The organism is Streptomyces nigrescens (genome assembly GCF_027626975.1).
In the GTDB taxonomy this organism is placed as follows: Bacteria; Actinomycetota; Actinomycetes; order Streptomycetales; family Streptomycetaceae; genus Streptomyces; species Streptomyces nigrescens.
This window is the reverse complement of sequence record NZ_CP114203.1, coordinates 1,929,367-1,945,119: the sequence shown is the minus strand read 5'-3', so window position 1 is coordinate 1,945,119 and position 15,753 is coordinate 1,929,367. Positions and strand designations below refer to the sequence as shown.

At 68.2% G+C, this 15,753-nt stretch carries 12 protein-coding genes and 1 pseudogene; 3 read left to right on the top strand and 10 right to left on the bottom strand.

The window, feature by feature from the left end; genetic code table 11:
• Nucleotides 1-9 precede the first annotated feature (9 nt).
• The 3 genes from STRNI_RS08805 to STRNI_RS08795 form a co-directional block, all read right to left on the bottom strand.
• Nucleotides 10-354 (bottom strand): VOC family protein, encoded by a 345-nt coding sequence (locus STRNI_RS08805; RefSeq protein ID WP_148591837.1) that lies wholly within the window; start codon nucleotides 352-354, stop codon nucleotides 10-12.
• Nucleotide 355: 1 nt separating this feature from the next.
• Nucleotides 356-535, bottom strand: a complete 180-nt coding sequence (locus STRNI_RS08800; protein WP_018089037.1) for a ribbon-helix-helix protein, CopG family — start codon at nucleotides 533-535, stop codon at nucleotides 356-358.
• 386 nt (nucleotides 536-921) lie between these two features.
• A complete protein-coding gene (locus tag STRNI_RS08795) occupies nucleotides 922-2,043 on the bottom strand; it encodes a M20 family metallopeptidase (protein WP_159488946.1) in 1,122 nt (373 codons plus the stop codon).
• A 221-nt stretch (nucleotides 2,044-2,264) separates the two neighbouring features.
• Here STRNI_RS08795 and STRNI_RS08790 point away from each other — a divergent pair.
• Nucleotides 2,265-2,471 (top strand): annotated as a pseudogene (locus tag STRNI_RS08790) (chaplin); the annotation flags it as partial.
• A gap of 399 nt (nucleotides 2,472-2,870) precedes the next feature.
• On the opposite strand, the gene STRNI_RS08785 reads toward STRNI_RS08790, so the two are convergent.
• Complete coding sequence (locus tag STRNI_RS08785) at nucleotides 2,871-6,005, bottom strand: alpha-mannosidase (protein WP_277410878.1); 3,135 nt, start codon at nucleotides 6,003-6,005, stop codon at nucleotides 2,871-2,873.
• 396 nt (nucleotides 6,006-6,401) lie between these two features.
• On the opposite strand from STRNI_RS08785, the gene STRNI_RS08780 reads away from it, so the two are divergent.
• Nucleotides 6,402-6,779: an ATP-binding protein gene (locus STRNI_RS08780; RefSeq protein ID WP_026169518.1), complete on the top strand. Its 378-nt coding sequence runs from the start codon at nucleotides 6,402-6,404 to the stop codon at nucleotides 6,777-6,779.
• Between the two features lie 40 nt (nucleotides 6,780-6,819).
• Here the strand turns inward: STRNI_RS08780 and STRNI_RS08775 are convergent, their stop codons facing one another.
• From STRNI_RS08775 to STRNI_RS08760, 4 genes are all read right to left on the bottom strand, one after another.
• Nucleotides 6,820-7,911, bottom strand: a complete 1,092-nt coding sequence (locus STRNI_RS08775) for a DUF2637 domain-containing protein (protein ID WP_026169519.1) — start codon at nucleotides 7,909-7,911, stop codon at nucleotides 6,820-6,822.
• Between the two features lie 228 nt (nucleotides 7,912-8,139).
• Nucleotides 8,140-8,802: a hypothetical protein gene (locus STRNI_RS08770; protein ID WP_159485450.1), complete on the bottom strand. Its 663-nt coding sequence runs from the start codon at nucleotides 8,800-8,802 to the stop codon at nucleotides 8,140-8,142.
• Nucleotides 8,799-9,248 carry a hypothetical protein gene (locus STRNI_RS08765; protein ID WP_159485448.1) on the bottom strand — a complete coding sequence of 150 codons (450 nt, stop codon included), beginning with the start codon at nucleotides 9,246-9,248 and terminating at the stop codon, nucleotides 8,799-8,801. Before STRNI_RS08765 ends, STRNI_RS08770 begins: the two co-directional genes overlap by 4 nt.
• A gap of 19 nt (nucleotides 9,249-9,267) precedes the next feature.
• Entirely contained in the window at nucleotides 9,268-11,592 is a 2,325-nt protein-coding gene (locus tag STRNI_RS08760) for a glycoside hydrolase domain-containing protein (RefSeq protein WP_266443376.1), read from the bottom strand.
• 1,365 nt (nucleotides 11,593-12,957) lie between these two features.
• Here STRNI_RS08760 and STRNI_RS08755 point away from each other — a divergent pair.
• Nucleotides 12,958-13,512, top strand: coding sequence for a hypothetical protein (locus STRNI_RS08755; protein ID WP_274738736.1), 555 nt, complete (start codon nucleotides 12,958-12,960; stop codon nucleotides 13,510-13,512).
• A 70-nt stretch (nucleotides 13,513-13,582) separates the two neighbouring features.
• Here STRNI_RS08755 and STRNI_RS08750 read toward each other — a convergent pair whose 3' ends face one another.
• Entirely contained in the window at nucleotides 13,583-14,143 is a 561-nt protein-coding gene (locus tag STRNI_RS08750) for a GNAT family N-acetyltransferase (protein ID WP_159485444.1), read from the bottom strand.
• Nucleotides 14,144-14,311: 168 nt separating this feature from the next.
• Complete coding sequence (locus STRNI_RS08745; protein WP_277410877.1) at nucleotides 14,312-15,697, bottom strand: MFS transporter; 1,386 nt, start codon at nucleotides 15,695-15,697, stop codon at nucleotides 14,312-14,314.
• Nucleotides 15,698-15,753: the final 56 nt, after the last annotated feature.

Here is a 15,753-nt window from a genome sequence, read left to right as displayed (position 1 = left end):
CCCCCACGGTCAGTTCTTGGCCGGAGCCTGCAGGCTCCACAGACGTCCGTCGGGGTCACGGACCGTCATCTCCGTGGTCCCGTAATGGGTGTCCTCCCACGGCGTGACCACCTCGACGGCAGGATCGGGACGGAACGCCTCCGCATCGCTCACCCCCAGCACGATCCGCGTCCGGGGCTCCCGGTCCTCGGGGACCTCGGCGATGAAGACGTAGGGACCGTCTCCCTTGCGGAGTTGGCCGGAGCTGTGGTCGGTCGAGAACTCCAGCTCGAAGCCCAGTGCCTGGAAGAACTGCGCTGCCTTGCCCCAGTTGTGCGTCTCCAGGAACACGGCCTCGATGCCTTCGGTCGCCATATCAGGTCTCCTTCTCAGACGATTCCTGCCGCTGCCCATGGGTGTCGTCGAGGTAGGCGCGCAGGGCGGCCGCGACCAGCGCCGAGAGGGACGAGCCCGACTCGATGGCGCGATATTTGACCTGCTTGATCAGTCCGACCGGCAAGTACACGTTGAACTGCTTGACCTCTTCGTCACTCACAGCAGCGATCCTAGCAAGCTAGCGTGTAGTGCATTAGGCAATGTCCGCCGCCCCTCACGTCTCAGTGCGGGCGGGCGTCGCGAACGTCCAACTCCCCTGCTTCTGAGGCGTTTTCCGCAAACAGGGCATGGCCTGGCCACCTGGTCGCCCTCGTCAGGGTGACGTTCATGAGTGAGGCCGGCTTCTGGAGTTCCGGTCCGGAATCAAGAGACAGCCAGGCACGGCGACTTCCGGCTCACCGGGGCAGCGGGGTCGACATCATCGACCCCGCCCTGGGGAACTGCGGGCAGCAACGGTCAGAGGCGCAGCACGATTCGTTCCACGGAACGCACCCCACGGCCGGCCGGCCGGTGAGGTGAGCGCGGAGCACGACCTCGCGCGGTCGCTCACAGGCCGCGCAGGCGCCCGTTCTCCTCCGGGTGCTGGAGCGCGTGCACCAGGCCGGTGACAAGGTTCGCCCGCTCGGGCATGGCGTCGATCACCAGGTACTCGTGGTCGGCGTGGGCGCCGCCCCCGACCGCTCCCAGGCCGTCGAGGGTGGGCACCCCCAGCGCGGCCGTGAAGTTGCCGTCGCTTCCGCCGCCGACCGCCTTGGCTTCGATGCCGGGTAGCAGTTGCTGCGCCACCGCGAAGAGCCCGGCGGCCGCAGACTCGGGCATCGGGGGGCGGCCGATGGCTCCCTGAACCGCGATCTCCGCCTCATCGAGATGCGGGGCCAGCGCCGCGAAGGCAGCTTCGATGCGCTCCTTCTCGTCGGCCGACTCGACTCGGACATCGACGATGACGGTCGCCTCCGCGGGAACGACGTTGTCCAGAGTTCCCGCGGACGCGACGGTCGGGGTGACGGTCGTGCCGACCTCGGGCCGGTTCAGCGTCGCGATGTCCAGTACCTGATGTGCCGCTTCGACCAGGGCGTTGACCCCGGCCGCGGGCTCCAGGCCGGCGTGCGACGCCCGGCCGGTGACGCGGACTTCGAACGTGCCGCAGCCCTTACGGCCGGTCTTCAGGGCTCCGCCCTCAGCGGCGCCCTCGAACACAAGGACAGCGCCGCAGGCAAGGGCGCGCTCTTCGATGAGAGCGCGAGAGGAGCGGGAGCCGACCTCTTCGTCCGCGGTCACCAGGATCTCGACGCCCGAACGGTCATCGAGCGCCGCCAGGCCATGGATGGCCTGCACCAGGCCGCCGAGCATGTCGAAGACGCCGGGGCCGGTTGCCCGCCCGTCCTCGACCCTGAACGGGCGGCGTTCCAGAGTGCCGAGCGGAAACACCGTGTCGTGGTGACCGAGGATCAGCACGGTGGGATCGCCCCCGGCCGACCAGTGGACGTGCGGCCCGGCTTCGCTCTCCACGAGGACGGCCTGCCCGCCGAGGCGGTTCTCGATCACTGCGGCGACAGCTGTGGCCGATGCCCTGAGGGCGTCGAGGTCGCGCGAGGGGGACTCGACCTCGATGAGCGTCCTGAGGTCCTCAAGCATCGCGTCAACGGTCACATCGACGGCCTGGTGCATCGTCACGTGGCCAAGGGTACTTGGTGCACTGTTCTGGCCAGGCCGATGTCTCTGACCCACCCACGCGATCTCTAAACCACACTTATCCCCGGAAAGAGTGAAATGTTAGCAAATTCTCTCAGTATGGGGCCGCACGCGCCGAAGGGAGTAACAGGAAGCGGCAGTGAGCCGCTTGGAGCGATCGGGAGATTGTTATGTCACGGATCACGCGGGTGACTGCCATGGCCGCGCTTGCGGCAAGTACAGCCCTGGGTGGCATGTCGGCAGCGTTCGCAGACAGTGGCGCGGCCGGTGGGGCGGCCAATTCGCCGGGAGTGGTGTCGGGCAACGCGATTCAGGTCCCGATCCACATTCCGGTCAATGTGTGCGGCAACACCATCAACATCGTGGGGCTGCTGAACCCGGCCTTCGGTAACACCTGCCTCAACGGTGGCATTGAGCGCCGTGTGGTGCACCACCACCACAAGCACGTCAAGCACCACCACCACAAGCACGTCAAGAACGTCAAGCACGTCCACGTCAAGAAGCACCACCCCAAGAAGCACCACCACAAGCCGGCCGGCGGCATCCACACCGGCGGCGGCGGCCTGGTCGGCGCCGACCGCTAGGCCGCTCGCTCGGATCATCTGATCGTTGCGAGCGGGCGTTCACCGCGCTCATGGCCCGGCCGACGCCGATGAGGGCCTGAACCGGGCGGGTTCGGTGGACTCCACGATCACGCGCCTCACCAGCACACGGCCGGGGCCCCACCACGGGGTCCCGGCCGTTGAGCTGTCTGGCCTCTGCCGCCGCCTCTGACCGGCCGGTGAGCCCGACGCACCCCCGGTTCAGCCGGCAGGCGGATGCTGCGGCCGGAGCCGGAGGGTCAGGATCTGGAACGGGCGCAGCTCGACCGTTACATCGGAGGTCGGGCCTTCCTCCGCCTCGTGCAGCGGCCGTTCCAACAGGTCGGTCACGGTGGCGCTTTCGACGGGAAAGCCGGGGGAGAGGATGCCGGTCGCGCGGCCGCCGTGGGACTCGTACAGGCGCACCACCACATCGCCACTGCGGTCCTCGGCGAGCTTGACCGACTCGACGGTGACGGCCGGATGGTCGACGCGGATCAGCGGGGCCACGGGCGGCGCGGCGGCCGGCCTGAGGGGCAGGTTGAGGGCCAGCCCTTCGGCGACCGCGTCACCGACCCCGGCGCCCGGCAGCAGGGCATAGGTGAAGCGGTGGGTGCCCTGGTCGGTCTCCGGGTCGGGGCTGTGCGGGGCGCGCAGCAGGGTCAGCCGCACCGTCGTGCCCAGGCCCTCGGGGTGCGGGGCGCGGGTCACCTCATGGCCGTAGGTCGAGTCGTTGAGCAGCGCGATCCCGTAGCCCGGCTCGGCGACCCGCAGCCAGCGGTGCGCACAGATCTCGAAACGGGCCGCGTCCCAGCTGGTGTTGGTGTGCGTGGGCCGGTGGACGTGGCCGAACTGCACCTCGGAGGTCGACCGTTCGGCGTGCACGTCCAGGGGGAAGGCGGCCTTGAGGACCTTCTCCGACTCGTGCCAGTCGATGGCGGTGGTGATGTCGAGACGGTGGGAGCCGGCGCGCAGGGTCAGGTCCTGGGTGAGCCGGGACGCGCCGAATGCCCTGGTCACCCGTACCGTCGCGGACAGCGGCCCGGCCGCGGCCAGCTCCACGGACTCGGCGTCGGTCAGATCGGTGTGCCGGTGGCGGTAGTGCCGGTCGAGGTCCCAGGCGTCGTACTGGGTGGGGTGGTCGGGGTGCAGCTGCAGCAGATTGCCGCGGGTGCCTGGTGCCAGGACCTCCCGTCCGGCGTGCAGATCGCGTACGGAGGTCAGCAGACCGTCGGTGTCGAGATGCACCCGCAGCAGCCCGTTGTCGAGGGTGAGGGTGCCCTCGGGCCCGGTGTCCGCCCGTACGGGCGCGGGCGGTGGCGTGGGGGAGTCCGGGCCGGGCGGGAGGACGGGGGCCGAGCCCAGCGCGGGTACATGGACCGCGACGGCGGTCGGCCCGCCCGGCTCCGGGTCCGTCGCCGGCAGTGCGACGATCTCGTCCCGGGCGTACGGCGAGGCGTTGAACACCGTCGGCACCTCGGCCGCCTCGGCACCGGCGCTCTCCAGCGCCCCGAGCGCCGTCTCGATGATCCCTGTCAGCTCGGCCTCGACCGCCGCATAGGTGGCACGGGCCTCGCGATGCACCCAGGCGATGGACGAGCCCGGCAGGATGTCGTGGAACTGGTGCAGCAGTACGGTCTTCCAGAGGCGGTCGAGGGCGTCGTACGGGTAGGCGTACGAGGAATCGGCGCCCGCCCGGACCGCCGCTGTCGCCGCCCACAACTCCGCCTCGCGCAGCAGGTGTTCACTGCGCCGGTTGCCCTGTTTGGTCTTCGCCTGCGAGGTGTACGTGCCGCGGTGGAATTCGAGGTACAGCTCGCCCGACCAGACCGGCGCCGCCGCCCCGTACTCCTCATGGGCGGATGCGAAGAAGCGGGCCGGCGGCTCGATCTCGACCCGTGGTGAGCCCTCCAGGGACCGCAGCCGGCGGGCCCGCTCCAGCATCTCGCGGGTCGGGCCGCCACCGCCGTCACCCCAGCCGAAGGGGACCAGGGAGCGGGTGGCGCGGCCCTTGTCGGCGAAGTTGCGTTCGGCGTGGGCGAGTTCACGGGCGTGGAAGCGGGAGTTGTAGGTGTCGACGGGCGGGAAGTGGGTGAAGACGCGGGTGCCGTCGATGCCCTCCCACCAGAAGGTGTGGTGCGGCATCTTGTCGGTCTGGTTCCACGACAGCTTCTGGGTCAGAAACCACTTCGCACCGGCCAGCCGGGCCAGCTGCGGGAAGGCGGCGGTGTAGCCGAACGAGTCCGGCAGCCAGATCTCCTCGGTCTCCACCCCCAGCTCCTCCAGGAAGAAGCGCTTGCCGTGCACGATCTGCCGGGCCAGGGCCTCACCGCCGGGCATATTGGCGTCGGACTCCACCCACATCGAACCGACCGGCGCCCAATTGCCCGCCCGTACGGCCTCCTTGATGCGTTCCCAGAGGTGCGGCTGGTGCTCCTTGACCCAGGCGTACTGCTGCGCCTGGGAGCAGGCGAACACCAACTCCGGGTACTCCTCGGCCAGTTGGGTGACGTTGGCGAAGGTGCGGGACGCCTTGCGGACGGTCTCCCGCAGCGGCCACAGCCAGGCGGAGTCGATGTGCGCATGCCCGGTGGCCGAGACGCGGTGGGCGCTCGCGGCGGCCGGGCGGCTCAGTACGTCCGCCAGCGCGGCCCGCCCCGCGGTCGCCGTACCGCCGACGTCGTGCAGATCCAGCGCGTCCAGCATGTCCTCCAGGGCCCGCAGGATCTCGTGCCGGCGCGGGCCGTCGGCGGGCAGTTCGTACATCAGCTCCGACAGCACCTCGATGTCGAGGATCAGCTGCCAGACGGTCTCGTCGAGCACCGCGAGGTCCGCCGAGGCGAAGCGGTACAGCGGCCGGGCGGGAGCGGTGAGTACGTCGCCGAGGTCGGTGGGGCGGAAGTCCCGCAGCACCGCCGGGTTCGCGGCGGCCTCCAGCAGCAGCCGCACCTCCTCGCCGCCGATGACCGGGGCGCCGACGGGGACATGCCGGTTGCGCGGATGGATGCCCTTGAGCGGCACCCCTTCGGCGTCGTGGACCAGGCCCTCGGCCTGGAACCCGGGGCCGTCGCCGCTGAATCCGGGGTCGATGACGGCCTCCACCCGCCGCCCCGCCCACTCCCGCGGCACCTCACCCGCCAGCTGGAACCAGCTGGTGGACCACGGCGGCCCCCAGGGCTCGCCGACCGCGAACGGCTCGTACGCGGCCTGCAGTGCCTCGCCCACCGGTACCGGTTCTCCGGGGGCATGCCAGACGGCGAGCCGCAGCGGCACCCGCGCCGCGTACTGAGCGGGCCTGATGAACTGCCTCAGCGCCCGCTCCAGGCGCCCCTCCACCAGCAGTCGGTCGTCGTGCACAGCGGCTCCTCACGCTCGTACTCCCCACGCCCCGGGGTGCGGGCGGGCTGCCCCGGCGGCAACCGGGGGAGTGCTCCCTCGTATCCGGGTACCGGCCGGGGTTCCGCGACAGGCTCGGGTCGGGCTCGGGTCAGGCATACCCACTGAGGCGCGGCCCGGCCCACCCGGCGCGCGGGCGGCGGACCGGCCACATGGCGCGTCGAAGCGTCAAGGGGAAGCATGGCGGCAGATCCGATGGGCATGCTGACCGTGAGGCTGTTCGAGGCAGAGCGCCGAGGTTCGTTGGGGGCGGGGGAGAGAATGCGTCAGCCTGTGCGGCGCGAGGAGCGGGACAAAAGACAGCAAACGGCCGACGGGGGCCGGAACGGGGGGACCACCGCACGAGCACCAAGAGTGCTGGAGCGGAAGGTGCGGCATGCGGATCTGAAGGCGGTCGGTGAGGTGCGCAGGGAGCTGCGCCAGCTTCTGAGCCGCTGGACGCTGCCGGGGGGCGGCGAGCTCGCGGAGGTCGCGACGCTGCTCACCAGCGAGCTGGTCACCAATGCCCTGGTGCATGCCGAGGGCGGCGCCGTCGTCACGGCCAGGGTCAGCGACCGGCTGCGGGTGGAGGTCCGGGACTTCGTGCCCGGACGGCCCGAACCGCGCGCCCCGACCACCGACGGGACCTCCGGCAGGGGGCTGATGCTGGTGCGTTCCTTAGCCGACGCCTGGGGGATACGCACCGAGAGTCTCGGGAAGAGCGTGTGGTTCGAGCTGGGCGGCGGACCGGCCTGACCCATGGGCGGGGGCGTCGGTCGGCGCGGTCCGCCACCGGTCAGCCGAATTGCCGTTCGATCTCGGCGAGTTTCTCCTCGAGGGAGTCCAGACGGGGGATCGTCTGGGTGTCGTCCTCGGCGGTGAGATCCACGGTCCGCGGGGGCCCGGCCAGGGCCCCGGCACCCTCGGCCTCAGCGCCGGCCACGGCCTTGAGGGCCGGGCGGGAGCGCACCGGCGACTCTCCGGTGAGCAGCGGCGGGGAGTCGCCGACTATGGCGGGGTCCGGGCCGGCCACCTCCGCGGGCGCGGCCGCCGCCTGGGTCACCGCCAGCTGCCGGCCGCCACCCCGGCCGATGCCCCAGGCGCGGTGCTGCCGGTTGATGGCCTTGATACGGGCCCGGTCGAGCTTGCCCTGCTCGCGCCGGCGGTGCCGGTTCTGCTCCTTCTCGCGCCGGTCCTCGCGGACCTCCTCGACCGCCTCGTCCAGCGTCCGTACGCCCTCCAGCAGCATCAGCGACCAGGCCGCGAAGGTCTCGCGGGGAGCGCGCAGCCAGCGGACGATCCGGATCTGCGGCAGCGGCCGCGGCACCAGGCCCTGCTCGCGCAGCGCCGCCCTGCGGGTCTGCTTGAGCGCCCGGTCGAAGAGGACCGCGGCCGACAGCGACATCCCGGCGAAGAACTGCGGCGCACCCGCGTGGTCCAGGCCGCGCGGCGCATGCACCCAGTTGAACCAGGCCGCGGCGCCCGCGAACGTCCACACCAGCATCCGGGATCCGAGCGCCGCATCACCGTGGCTGGCCTCCCGTACGGCGAGGACGGAGCAGAACATCGCCGCACCGTCGAGCCCGAAGGGCACCAGATACTCCCAGCCCCCGGAGAGGTTGAGGTTCTGTGTGCCGAAGCCGACCAGACCGTGGAAGGACAGCGCGGCGGCGACCGCGGCACAGCAGAACAGCAGCAGATAGGAGGCCGAGGCGAAAAGGGTCTCCTTACGCCGCCGGCGCTCCTCGCTGCGCTCCCAGGAGTCCTCACCTGCGGACCGGGCGGCCGCACGCTTCCCGCGCACCACCAGCGCCGAGGCCGCGCATACGCCGACGAGCAGCAGGGCGCCGGGAACCAGCCAGTCCAGCGGTATGTCGGTCATTCTCATTCTGGGATCCCTTTGGCTCGGATACGCGATTTCCGCGACATCCTGGCGGAAACCACAGCCGTAACCGAGGCATTCAGAACAAGAGGACGCCAAGGGGTGCGATGGAGATACTTTGCCTTCGAACTATTGCGCGCAAGGGGAAAGTGATTTCGATGCAAATCGGCCTGTCGGGCGGGACGCCTCGGGCCAATCGTGCAGGAGCTCGTCGGGCCGACGTGTCACAAGCTCTTATGACGCCCGCCGAGCAAACGCCTGCGCAGCGCTTCGGCGCTTCGGGTCGAAGGCGTCGATTGCCCCTGCGCCCTCGTCGCCCGGGCCGCTGTCCCACCCGCGGATCTTGCGCGCCACACCCTTCAAGCGGGGATGACCGGGCCTGAGCGCGATCTCGAAGTGAGATTCCTTCGGTGTGGTGAAGTCACCGCCCCACGCGACGGCGCCGTCGAGTTCAGCGAGGATGTCCCGGATGACGACCAGTTCGTTCGGGTATAAATTGCCTTTTGCGCCGACCGGGTACCCCACGGGGCGGATCGCTATCGCGCTGCCGGACAGATAGTTCGACTCGTACGCCTCGGTCACCTTACGGTCGCTCGTCCAGCCGTGAACGTCGCCGGCGCGCAGGGAGTCGATCTCGTAGTGGAATCGGCGGGCCACGTTGAGGAGGACTGTGGCGGCGTCCCCCTCGGCGAGTGAGACCTTCTGGCCGCTGCCTTCGATGGTGAAGCTGGTCGCCTCGTCCAGGACGGGCCACCTGTTCTTGGATACCGGGCCCTTCCACGCGTGGGTATCGGCTGAAGCGCCATGGGCTGCACCGAGGTTGACCAGTGTCGCGGCAGCCGCAAAGCCGGAACTGGCGCCTATGAACCGGCGTCTTGACAGGCCAGTCTGGTTCATGACTGGTTCTCCTTTCTGAGCAAGCGGGTGAGATGTGTGGTGCCGAACCACAGGAGGACCGTCATGGCGGCCAAGGAAATGAGGGCGCAGGTCATGATGGCCGGATTGATCCATGCGGGGACCAAGTCGTATTGCGCATGGCACTTGTTGTGCAGCGGGAAGATTCTCCGGAACTCCTCGGCATGGGAGTTCCAGTACTTTGCGTCGTAGCGCTCGTGGTGGACGAACAGGCAGGTTTCGCGGACGTTGAGACCTCCCCCGAACACTCCGCGGACCCACGATGCGAGGCCGGCGCAGAGCGAGACGGAGCACAAGCGCGTCCACCACATCGCGCGCCGCCATGATCCGTTTCGCAGGCCGATGGCGAGTGGGAAGAGGTTCCACAGGTTCCACACCAGCCATGCGGCGAGGATCACTGCGACGGCGAGGGTCGAGGCTTCTTTCATGCCGATGTTCTATCCGTTGTCATCGAGCGGAGCGGGCGCGGGCCGCCTTGAGGTACTTTTCGTGGTTCGCGCGGTACCGGGACAGGTTGCGCTTCTCCATACCCATGCGGGCCAGCAGAGCGTCGACGAAGCCTTGTTCGAAACTGCTGAGCTTTTCGCTCCCGCCGGGGAGGTTCTGGTAGTCCGCGGGCTGCACGGCTCCGGAACCGGTGATGAGGTAGAGCTGCGCGGCTGAGAGGGTTTTGTCCAGCGAAGTCAGGGCGTTGTGGGCGGAGGTCTTGCAGTCCGTGGCGTTGCCCCACCTCTGGGCGAAGTAGTTGTTGAAGCGTCGCAGGCCGCCGCCACCGTTGTAGTGGTCCTTCATGGCGTCGACGATGGATTTGTTGCCACGCACGGCCCGGGCGAGGTGGTACCCGTCGGCGTCCTCGATCAGGTCGTTGAAGCTGAAGGTCGATGCGACGCCGGGGACTGCGAGCTTGGCGTGGGCGAACTGCAGCGGATTCGCATACTGCTCTTCGGAGTTGCGCCAGTCGGCCCAGAACGTCATCAGATCGCCGGCCCAGCCACCGACATCCCCGCCGTTGGCGGCCTTCTTGTTGCCCGGCTGATCCGTGAGGAGGTGCGCGTTCGCCGTGGCCATCATGTGCTCGGCACCGAGTTGGTAGCCGGTGAAGGGGTCGGTGAAGGACTTCCTGATGCTCATGCCCTTGGAGTCGCAGTACTCGACGAACCCGGAGTCGTACGAGCCGATGAGGTACCACCAACCGAGCTTGTTGGCCGTTCCCTTGTTGCCGTACTCGCGGTGGCGGAGGTACTCCATGACGAGCTGGCTGCGCTTCTGGCCGCTGGCTCCGTATGAGCCGGCCAGGTCGTACAGCTGCTGGACGTAGGCGATGAAGCCGTCCGCCGGTCCACCTTTGTCGTTCACCGAGGAGACGCCGTGGTCGATCCCGGAGACCACATCGCGGTCCAGGTCGAACGTATCGGAGCCGTTGGTGACCTTGAATTCCTTGATCTGGTTGAACGCCCAGTTTCTGGGGATGGGGAAGCCGAGATTCCCGGAGAACCCCCAGGACATGCCGGAGACGAAGGAGAAGCGGGCGAACGTCTCGTTGCTGACGGTGCTGCAAACGTTCCGGGATCCGTACACCCCGTGCGTGTATTTCTTGCCCTGGCTGGCGAGAGCGGCCTGCACGCCGTGGAAATACGGAACGATGGCGCTGTGAATCTCTTCGCCGGTCGCGTCGTAATCGACGGCGAAGTAGATGGTGGTACCTCGGTTGAATCCGTAGTCGGAGGCGTGTTTGTGTGCGTTCAGCCCGTGCTGGTAGCCGGAGCTGTAGGAGAAGTCTGTGAGTTTGCGGGCGTTGTCCTGGTAGATCGGGAAGACCTTGAGGCCGTTGCTGAAGAGGGTTTCCAGCTCGCCCGGCTTGATCTCTTTGTCGAGGGTTGAGCCGGGCGGGTCATAGATGTAGCGCCCGACGAACCGATACCCGTGGTCGTGCAGCCATTTGGCGCGAGAGCCAGTGATTTCGTACCGGGTGTCCGATCCGGTCGCCGGGCGGTCGGGGTCTCCCATGGAGACCAAGAGCTGGGCCCATGTCGCATAGTCGCCATTGCCGTTGTCGGTCAGCTTGTTGAACTTCTGGAAGATCTTGACCCATGCGGCGAGACTTGAACTGCCGGAGTCGTAGGTGGACCGCCAAGTCGTGAGGACCGGGTCGCCCTCCTGGCTGTAGGTCGGAGAATTGAAGACGCATGCGGCAGAGAAGAGTTGGACGAAGACCCCGGAGTCGCCAGGGGCAAGGGTGTGGGACTTCAGGCCTTCCTGGGTGGCGGGGCCGAAGTTGCCGGTCGGCGCGGAGATGCCCAACTCGTACTGGAGGGCGATCATCAGCGACTTCTGGACATCTCGGGAGTAGATGCCGTCGGTGGGGCCGATGTTGTAGGCGCTGCGGGTCCAATAGCGGCCGTTGAGCCACTGCTGGATCGAGCGGATTCCGTCGGTGCCGCCGGCCACGACGACGTAGGCGTCCATGTTGAAAAGGGCCTTGGCGATCGGGGCGTTGATGACGCCTTCGCCGCCGATGCCCATGTTCCCGCGAAGCTTCTTGACGGCATCACGGGTGACGCCGGTGAACCAGCCCTCGCTTCCGGGCTCTACGGCCCAGTAGCCCTTGCACCACAGGGCGTACTCAAGGACGGAGACAAGGTTGCGGTTCTTGTCCCACTCGAAACCGATGTCCCCGAGGGCGGCGAACTTCGCATACGTGGTGGGACCGAACGAGGCCACGACCGGGCTGATACCGAGTTCGTGCTGGAGTGCCATGACAAGGGAGGTCATGGTCCCCCATCCGGTCCGGCCGTCCTCGGGGCAGCGAATGTAGCCCGCAACACTGCCGTAGTGGGAGTTCACCCACTTCTGAGCTCTGAGAACTTGCTCGTCCGCCACAGCTGATTCCTCTCGTGGGGATACTCCGGGGCGAGCCCGCAGCCCGGTTGGGCGACGGGCGGTATTGCGGTATTGATGCCGGCGCCGCAGTGCCTCGACAGGCCAGGCTGTGGCTCTCGCCGGGCCGGGTAGAGGCCGGCGGCCAAGCCGGTGGGCAGGGCGAGTGCGGCCGCGGCGGCGACGGTGGTGGGTGCGCGGGGACCGGTCGCGGATGAGCGTGGCACCGCGACGGTGAGGGTGCCGAGTGAGGCGCCCGAACCATGCACCGGTCCCATGAATTGCCCATCAGGGAAGCGGAATTGCTCAGATACTGACGGCGTGCGTTCTGAGCGGGACGGCGCGTAGGAGCAAACCTGGCGTCACTCGACGAGGACTTGGTGAGTCGGCCTCAATGGAGGGCATGGCCTGCGCATCGGCAAGGCGAAGTGGTTTCCGGTTTGGCGGGCGCGCCTGTCACGCGGGCGCCTCCAGGCGTTCTGATCTGAGCCACTCACGCCAACACGCGGGATATTGCGCCACGTTGGCCCGGCGAACCCGGCTAGGGCACCCGCGTCGCATAGCGGATGACCGCACGGAAACCCGAGCTCCTGGTGAATGTGTATGGCATGACTTCCCCCAGTCATTCGGCTGCGAAGGCACAGCCGTTCCGCCGGCGCCGGCCCCTCGCCGGAAAGGTCTCCCCAAAAAAAAGCACAGTGCAAGGCACGGGCTGCCGGCCGTTGCCGGCTGAGGAGTGCACGCATCTCATCCCATGCGTCCCGGACAGTCAACCGTTCTCTGCGGCTTGCCGCTGAACCGCGCTCTCCGTATGTGGGATCCGGCCAAACCGGCTGGATTGCAGTCACTCTTGCTGCAGATAGGCCTGCATGTCTCGGCCATGGCGCAGCAATTGAGTCAAGAAATCGGGAGACTCACCCTTCAAGGCTGATATTTCAGACATAAGGCCTGAGGTCTCTCTGTTCATCGCTGGTACCTGTGGGCTACTGTGCCTGAGCGCGGCCACTCGCAGCCCTGTTCGGTGCTGCCGGGGTCGCGCCGAGGCCGCACCGGAATGGCGCCGACTCTCTTCAGTCGGAGCGGGGATGTAACTGATCGCGGTGCGCGCGGTATTGCTCCCGCGAGGAGTTCTGTGCCGTCATTCGGCTCGAACGGCCAGGCTCATCGCGCATCTTCCAGACGCAACTTCACTGTGCCCGGTGATACCCGGATTGTTCTTCCTGGGTAGGGCGTTCTCACGAAGAAGGAAGTGGCTTTCTCATGCGTAACGTCATACGTGCCACCGCCGCCGGAGTGGCACTCGCTCTGGCGCTCCTCACGGCTCCTCAAGCGACGGCCCAGGACTCCCCGTCGAGCGGCCCGGGCATCGCCGGCACCGGCGTCCTGCTGTCCGAGGAGGGGGCCAAAGATGCCCGGACTCGTGCGATCGCTGAAGCGGACCCGGATGCCGTCGCAGCGACCGCAACGCTCTGCGGCAGCGGCTACAAGCTGGACTACGCCGAGCGGCTTCCGGACGCGAGACGGTTTGGAACTCTGTTCGCCTACACGAAGTTCACCACGGGGTCGTCCGGTGTCTGTGTGCTGTTCGACAACAACACCGGCAGTGCGAAGCACATGAAGCTCAAGCTGTGCCCCAACAAGACCGGTGCGACCTGCAAGGTCGATGAAGGTACCTACAGCCGGTACGCGGGCCCTCTGAAGTACGAGAACAGCAACGGGAGGTATGTCCAGTGCTCCATGGTCACCGCGCTGATGTGGGACGCGAACGGCAGGGCTCTCATCAACCGCGTCATGTCAGCCACGGTTTGTGACTGACATCAGCCGACGCGCTGTGATCGCGGTACCGCTGGATGCGGAGTCGTATTCGAGGGTGGGTCTCCGGTCGTCAGCCGGGCAGCGGGATCTCGAAGTGCACGGTGCCGAAGCCGGCTCCGTGTTCGCCGGTGGGCCTGGCGTCGAAAACCTGCTTGGCGATGCTGTTCCAGAAGCCCTGTGCACCGGGGATGTTGACGTTGGTGTGGAGGTAGACGCAGTCGTATCCCGCCGTGGCGGCGGCGAATTCGCAGGCCCTCCGCACCATGGCGCGGGCGAGCCCGTGCCGCCTGTGCCCGGGCCGGACGTAGACGCGTACGAGCTGTGCCGCGGAGGCGTAGCGCTCGGCCAGCCATCGGGGGTGCGGGGGATGGGCCGGTCCGCGGGACAGTAGTCCGGTGGTGGCCACCACTTCACCGTCCGACAGGGCGACGATCAGTTGATGGCGCGGGTGGTCCAGGTATGTGCCCTGGATGTCGATGACGTCGGAGTGCCATGCGGGCACATATCCGTAGTCGAATTCGCGGTAGAAGGTGTCCAGCATGACGCTGCGCGCGCCGTCGCAGTCCTGGGGTTCGGCCGGGCGGACCGTGTAGGTGTCGATCCCGTGCGGCTGTGGTCGTCGTTCGTGCATACCTGTCCATGGGGGGTGTCGAGGCTCGGGTTTACGGCCTTGGGGCCGCACCCTCAGAATACGGTTATGGAAATCATTTTCAAATTGGATCCCGGTATATCGGCACCGGGTCCGGCGGGTGACCACCCCCTGCGGGCCGCCTGACGAAGCGGCTCGCAGGGGGGAGGATCACCGGGACCCGGTCAGGTTCCGGGGGCGGGTGCCCGTAGCCTTCGCCGCCGCCGGTTTGGGTACGAAGGCGCAGGCGAGGGCGGAGCCGATGATCCCGGTCGCTGCGGCAGCGATCAGGACCCGGTTCAGGCCCTCGGACATGGCGCCACCGTGGTGCTGGAACAGCAGGCCGAAGGCCGCGACGCCGAGGGTCTGTCCCAGCTGCCGGAAAGTGGTCATGGCGCCGGCGGCCATCCCTCCCCGCTCGGGCGGGAGCGCCGCGAAGACCGCGGCTCCCATGGCAGGCCCCATCAGCCCCACGCCGATGCCGGTGAGGGCCAGCCCTGCCGCAAGGGAGCCGGCGGATGAGTCCGCGTCCAGCCCTGCCTGCAGCGCACAGCCGATCCCGCTCAGCAGCAGGCCCGTGGCGAGGATCGCGCGCGGGGACCTTCCGTGCAGCCTGCGTCCGCTGATCAGGGAGGTGGCGAAGGAGGCCAGGGCGAGGGGCATGAGGGCGAGGCCGGCGCGTACCGGCCCCAGGCCGAGTCCCGACTGCAGCCATACCGAGGTGTAGACGAGCGCCGCGAACGCCGCGGTGGAGGCGGCCACGCACATCATCACCCCCGAGAAGGACGCCCGGGAGAACAGCCTCACGTCCAACAACGGCGCACCGCTGCGGAGTTCGATGCGGGTGAAGACGACAAGGGAGAGGGTGGCGAGCGTCAGCAGCCCCAGCGCTGCGGGGGAGGTCCAGCCCTCGTCGGCGGCCAGTGTCAGGGCGTAGGTGAGCGAGCCCGCGCACGCGGCGAAGGCGGCCATGCCCGGCAGGTCGATACGCCTCCCGGTGCCCGGCCGCCCCGCGGCCAGGACCCGCAGGGACAGCGCGACGGTGACGGCGACGAGCGGAAGGTTGAGGAAGAAGACCGCCCGCCAGCTGAGGTACTGGGTGAGGACGCCGCCCAGCATCGGCCCCACGGCAGCGGCCAGGCCCGTCACCGCGCCGAAGATACCCATCGCCCGTCCCATGTCGGGGCCCCGGTAGACGGAGCCGATCAGAGCGAACGTGGTCACCGCCATCGCCGCGCCGCCGATGCCCTGCACCCCGCGGGCTGCGATCAGTACACCCGCGTCGGGGGCCAGACCGCAGACCAGCGAGGCGATGCCGAAGACCGCCAGGCCGACGACGTACACCGTGCGCGCGCCGAGCCGGTCCACCAGTGCCCCCATCGTGAGCATCAGTACGGCCAGGACCAGTGTGTAGATGTTGGCCACCCACTGCAGAGCGGACAGCGAGGCGTCCAACTCCTCCCCCGTGCCGGGCAGGACGACGGACAACACGGTGGTGTCGAGCAGGAACAGGAAAGTGCCGAGACAGACGGCCACCAGTGGCCACCACTTGCGCATGAGGCTTCCTCCGAAGAGTTTGTCGGTTGCCTCTCACGGTCGGGAACAACCCCTCG

Excerpts from the sequence above, each read along its gene's own strand:
- STRNI_RS08805 (WP_148591837.1), bottom strand. The coding sequence starts at position 354 with ATGGCGACCGAAGGCATCGAGGCCGTGTTCCTGGAGACGCACAACTGG.
- STRNI_RS08795 (WP_159488946.1), bottom strand. The coding sequence starts at position 2,043 with ATGCACCAGGCCGTCGATGTGACCGTTGACGCGATGCTTGAGGACCTC.
- STRNI_RS08775 (WP_026169519.1), bottom strand. The coding sequence starts at position 7,911 with ATGAGAATGACCGACATACCGCTGGACTGGCTGGTTCCCGGCGCCCTG.
- STRNI_RS08770 (WP_159485450.1), bottom strand. The coding sequence starts at position 8,802 with ATGAACCAGACTGGCCTGTCAAGACGCCGGTTCATAGGCGCCAGTTCC.
- STRNI_RS08765 (WP_159485448.1), bottom strand. The coding sequence starts at position 9,248 with ATGAAAGAAGCCTCGACCCTCGCCGTCGCAGTGATCCTCGCCGCATGG.
- STRNI_RS08760 (WP_266443376.1), bottom strand. The coding sequence starts at position 11,592 with ATGACCTCCCTTGTCATGGCACTCCAGCACGAACTCGGTATCAGCCCG.
- STRNI_RS08755 (WP_274738736.1), top strand. The coding sequence starts at position 12,958 with ATGCGTAACGTCATACGTGCCACCGCCGCCGGAGTGGCACTCGCTCTG.
- STRNI_RS08750 (WP_159485444.1), bottom strand. The coding sequence starts at position 14,143 with ATGCACGAACGACGACCACAGCCGCACGGGATCGACACCTACACGGTC.
- STRNI_RS08745 (WP_277410877.1), bottom strand. The coding sequence starts at position 15,697 with ATGCGCAAGTGGTGGCCACTGGTGGCCGTCTGTCTCGGCACTTTCCTG.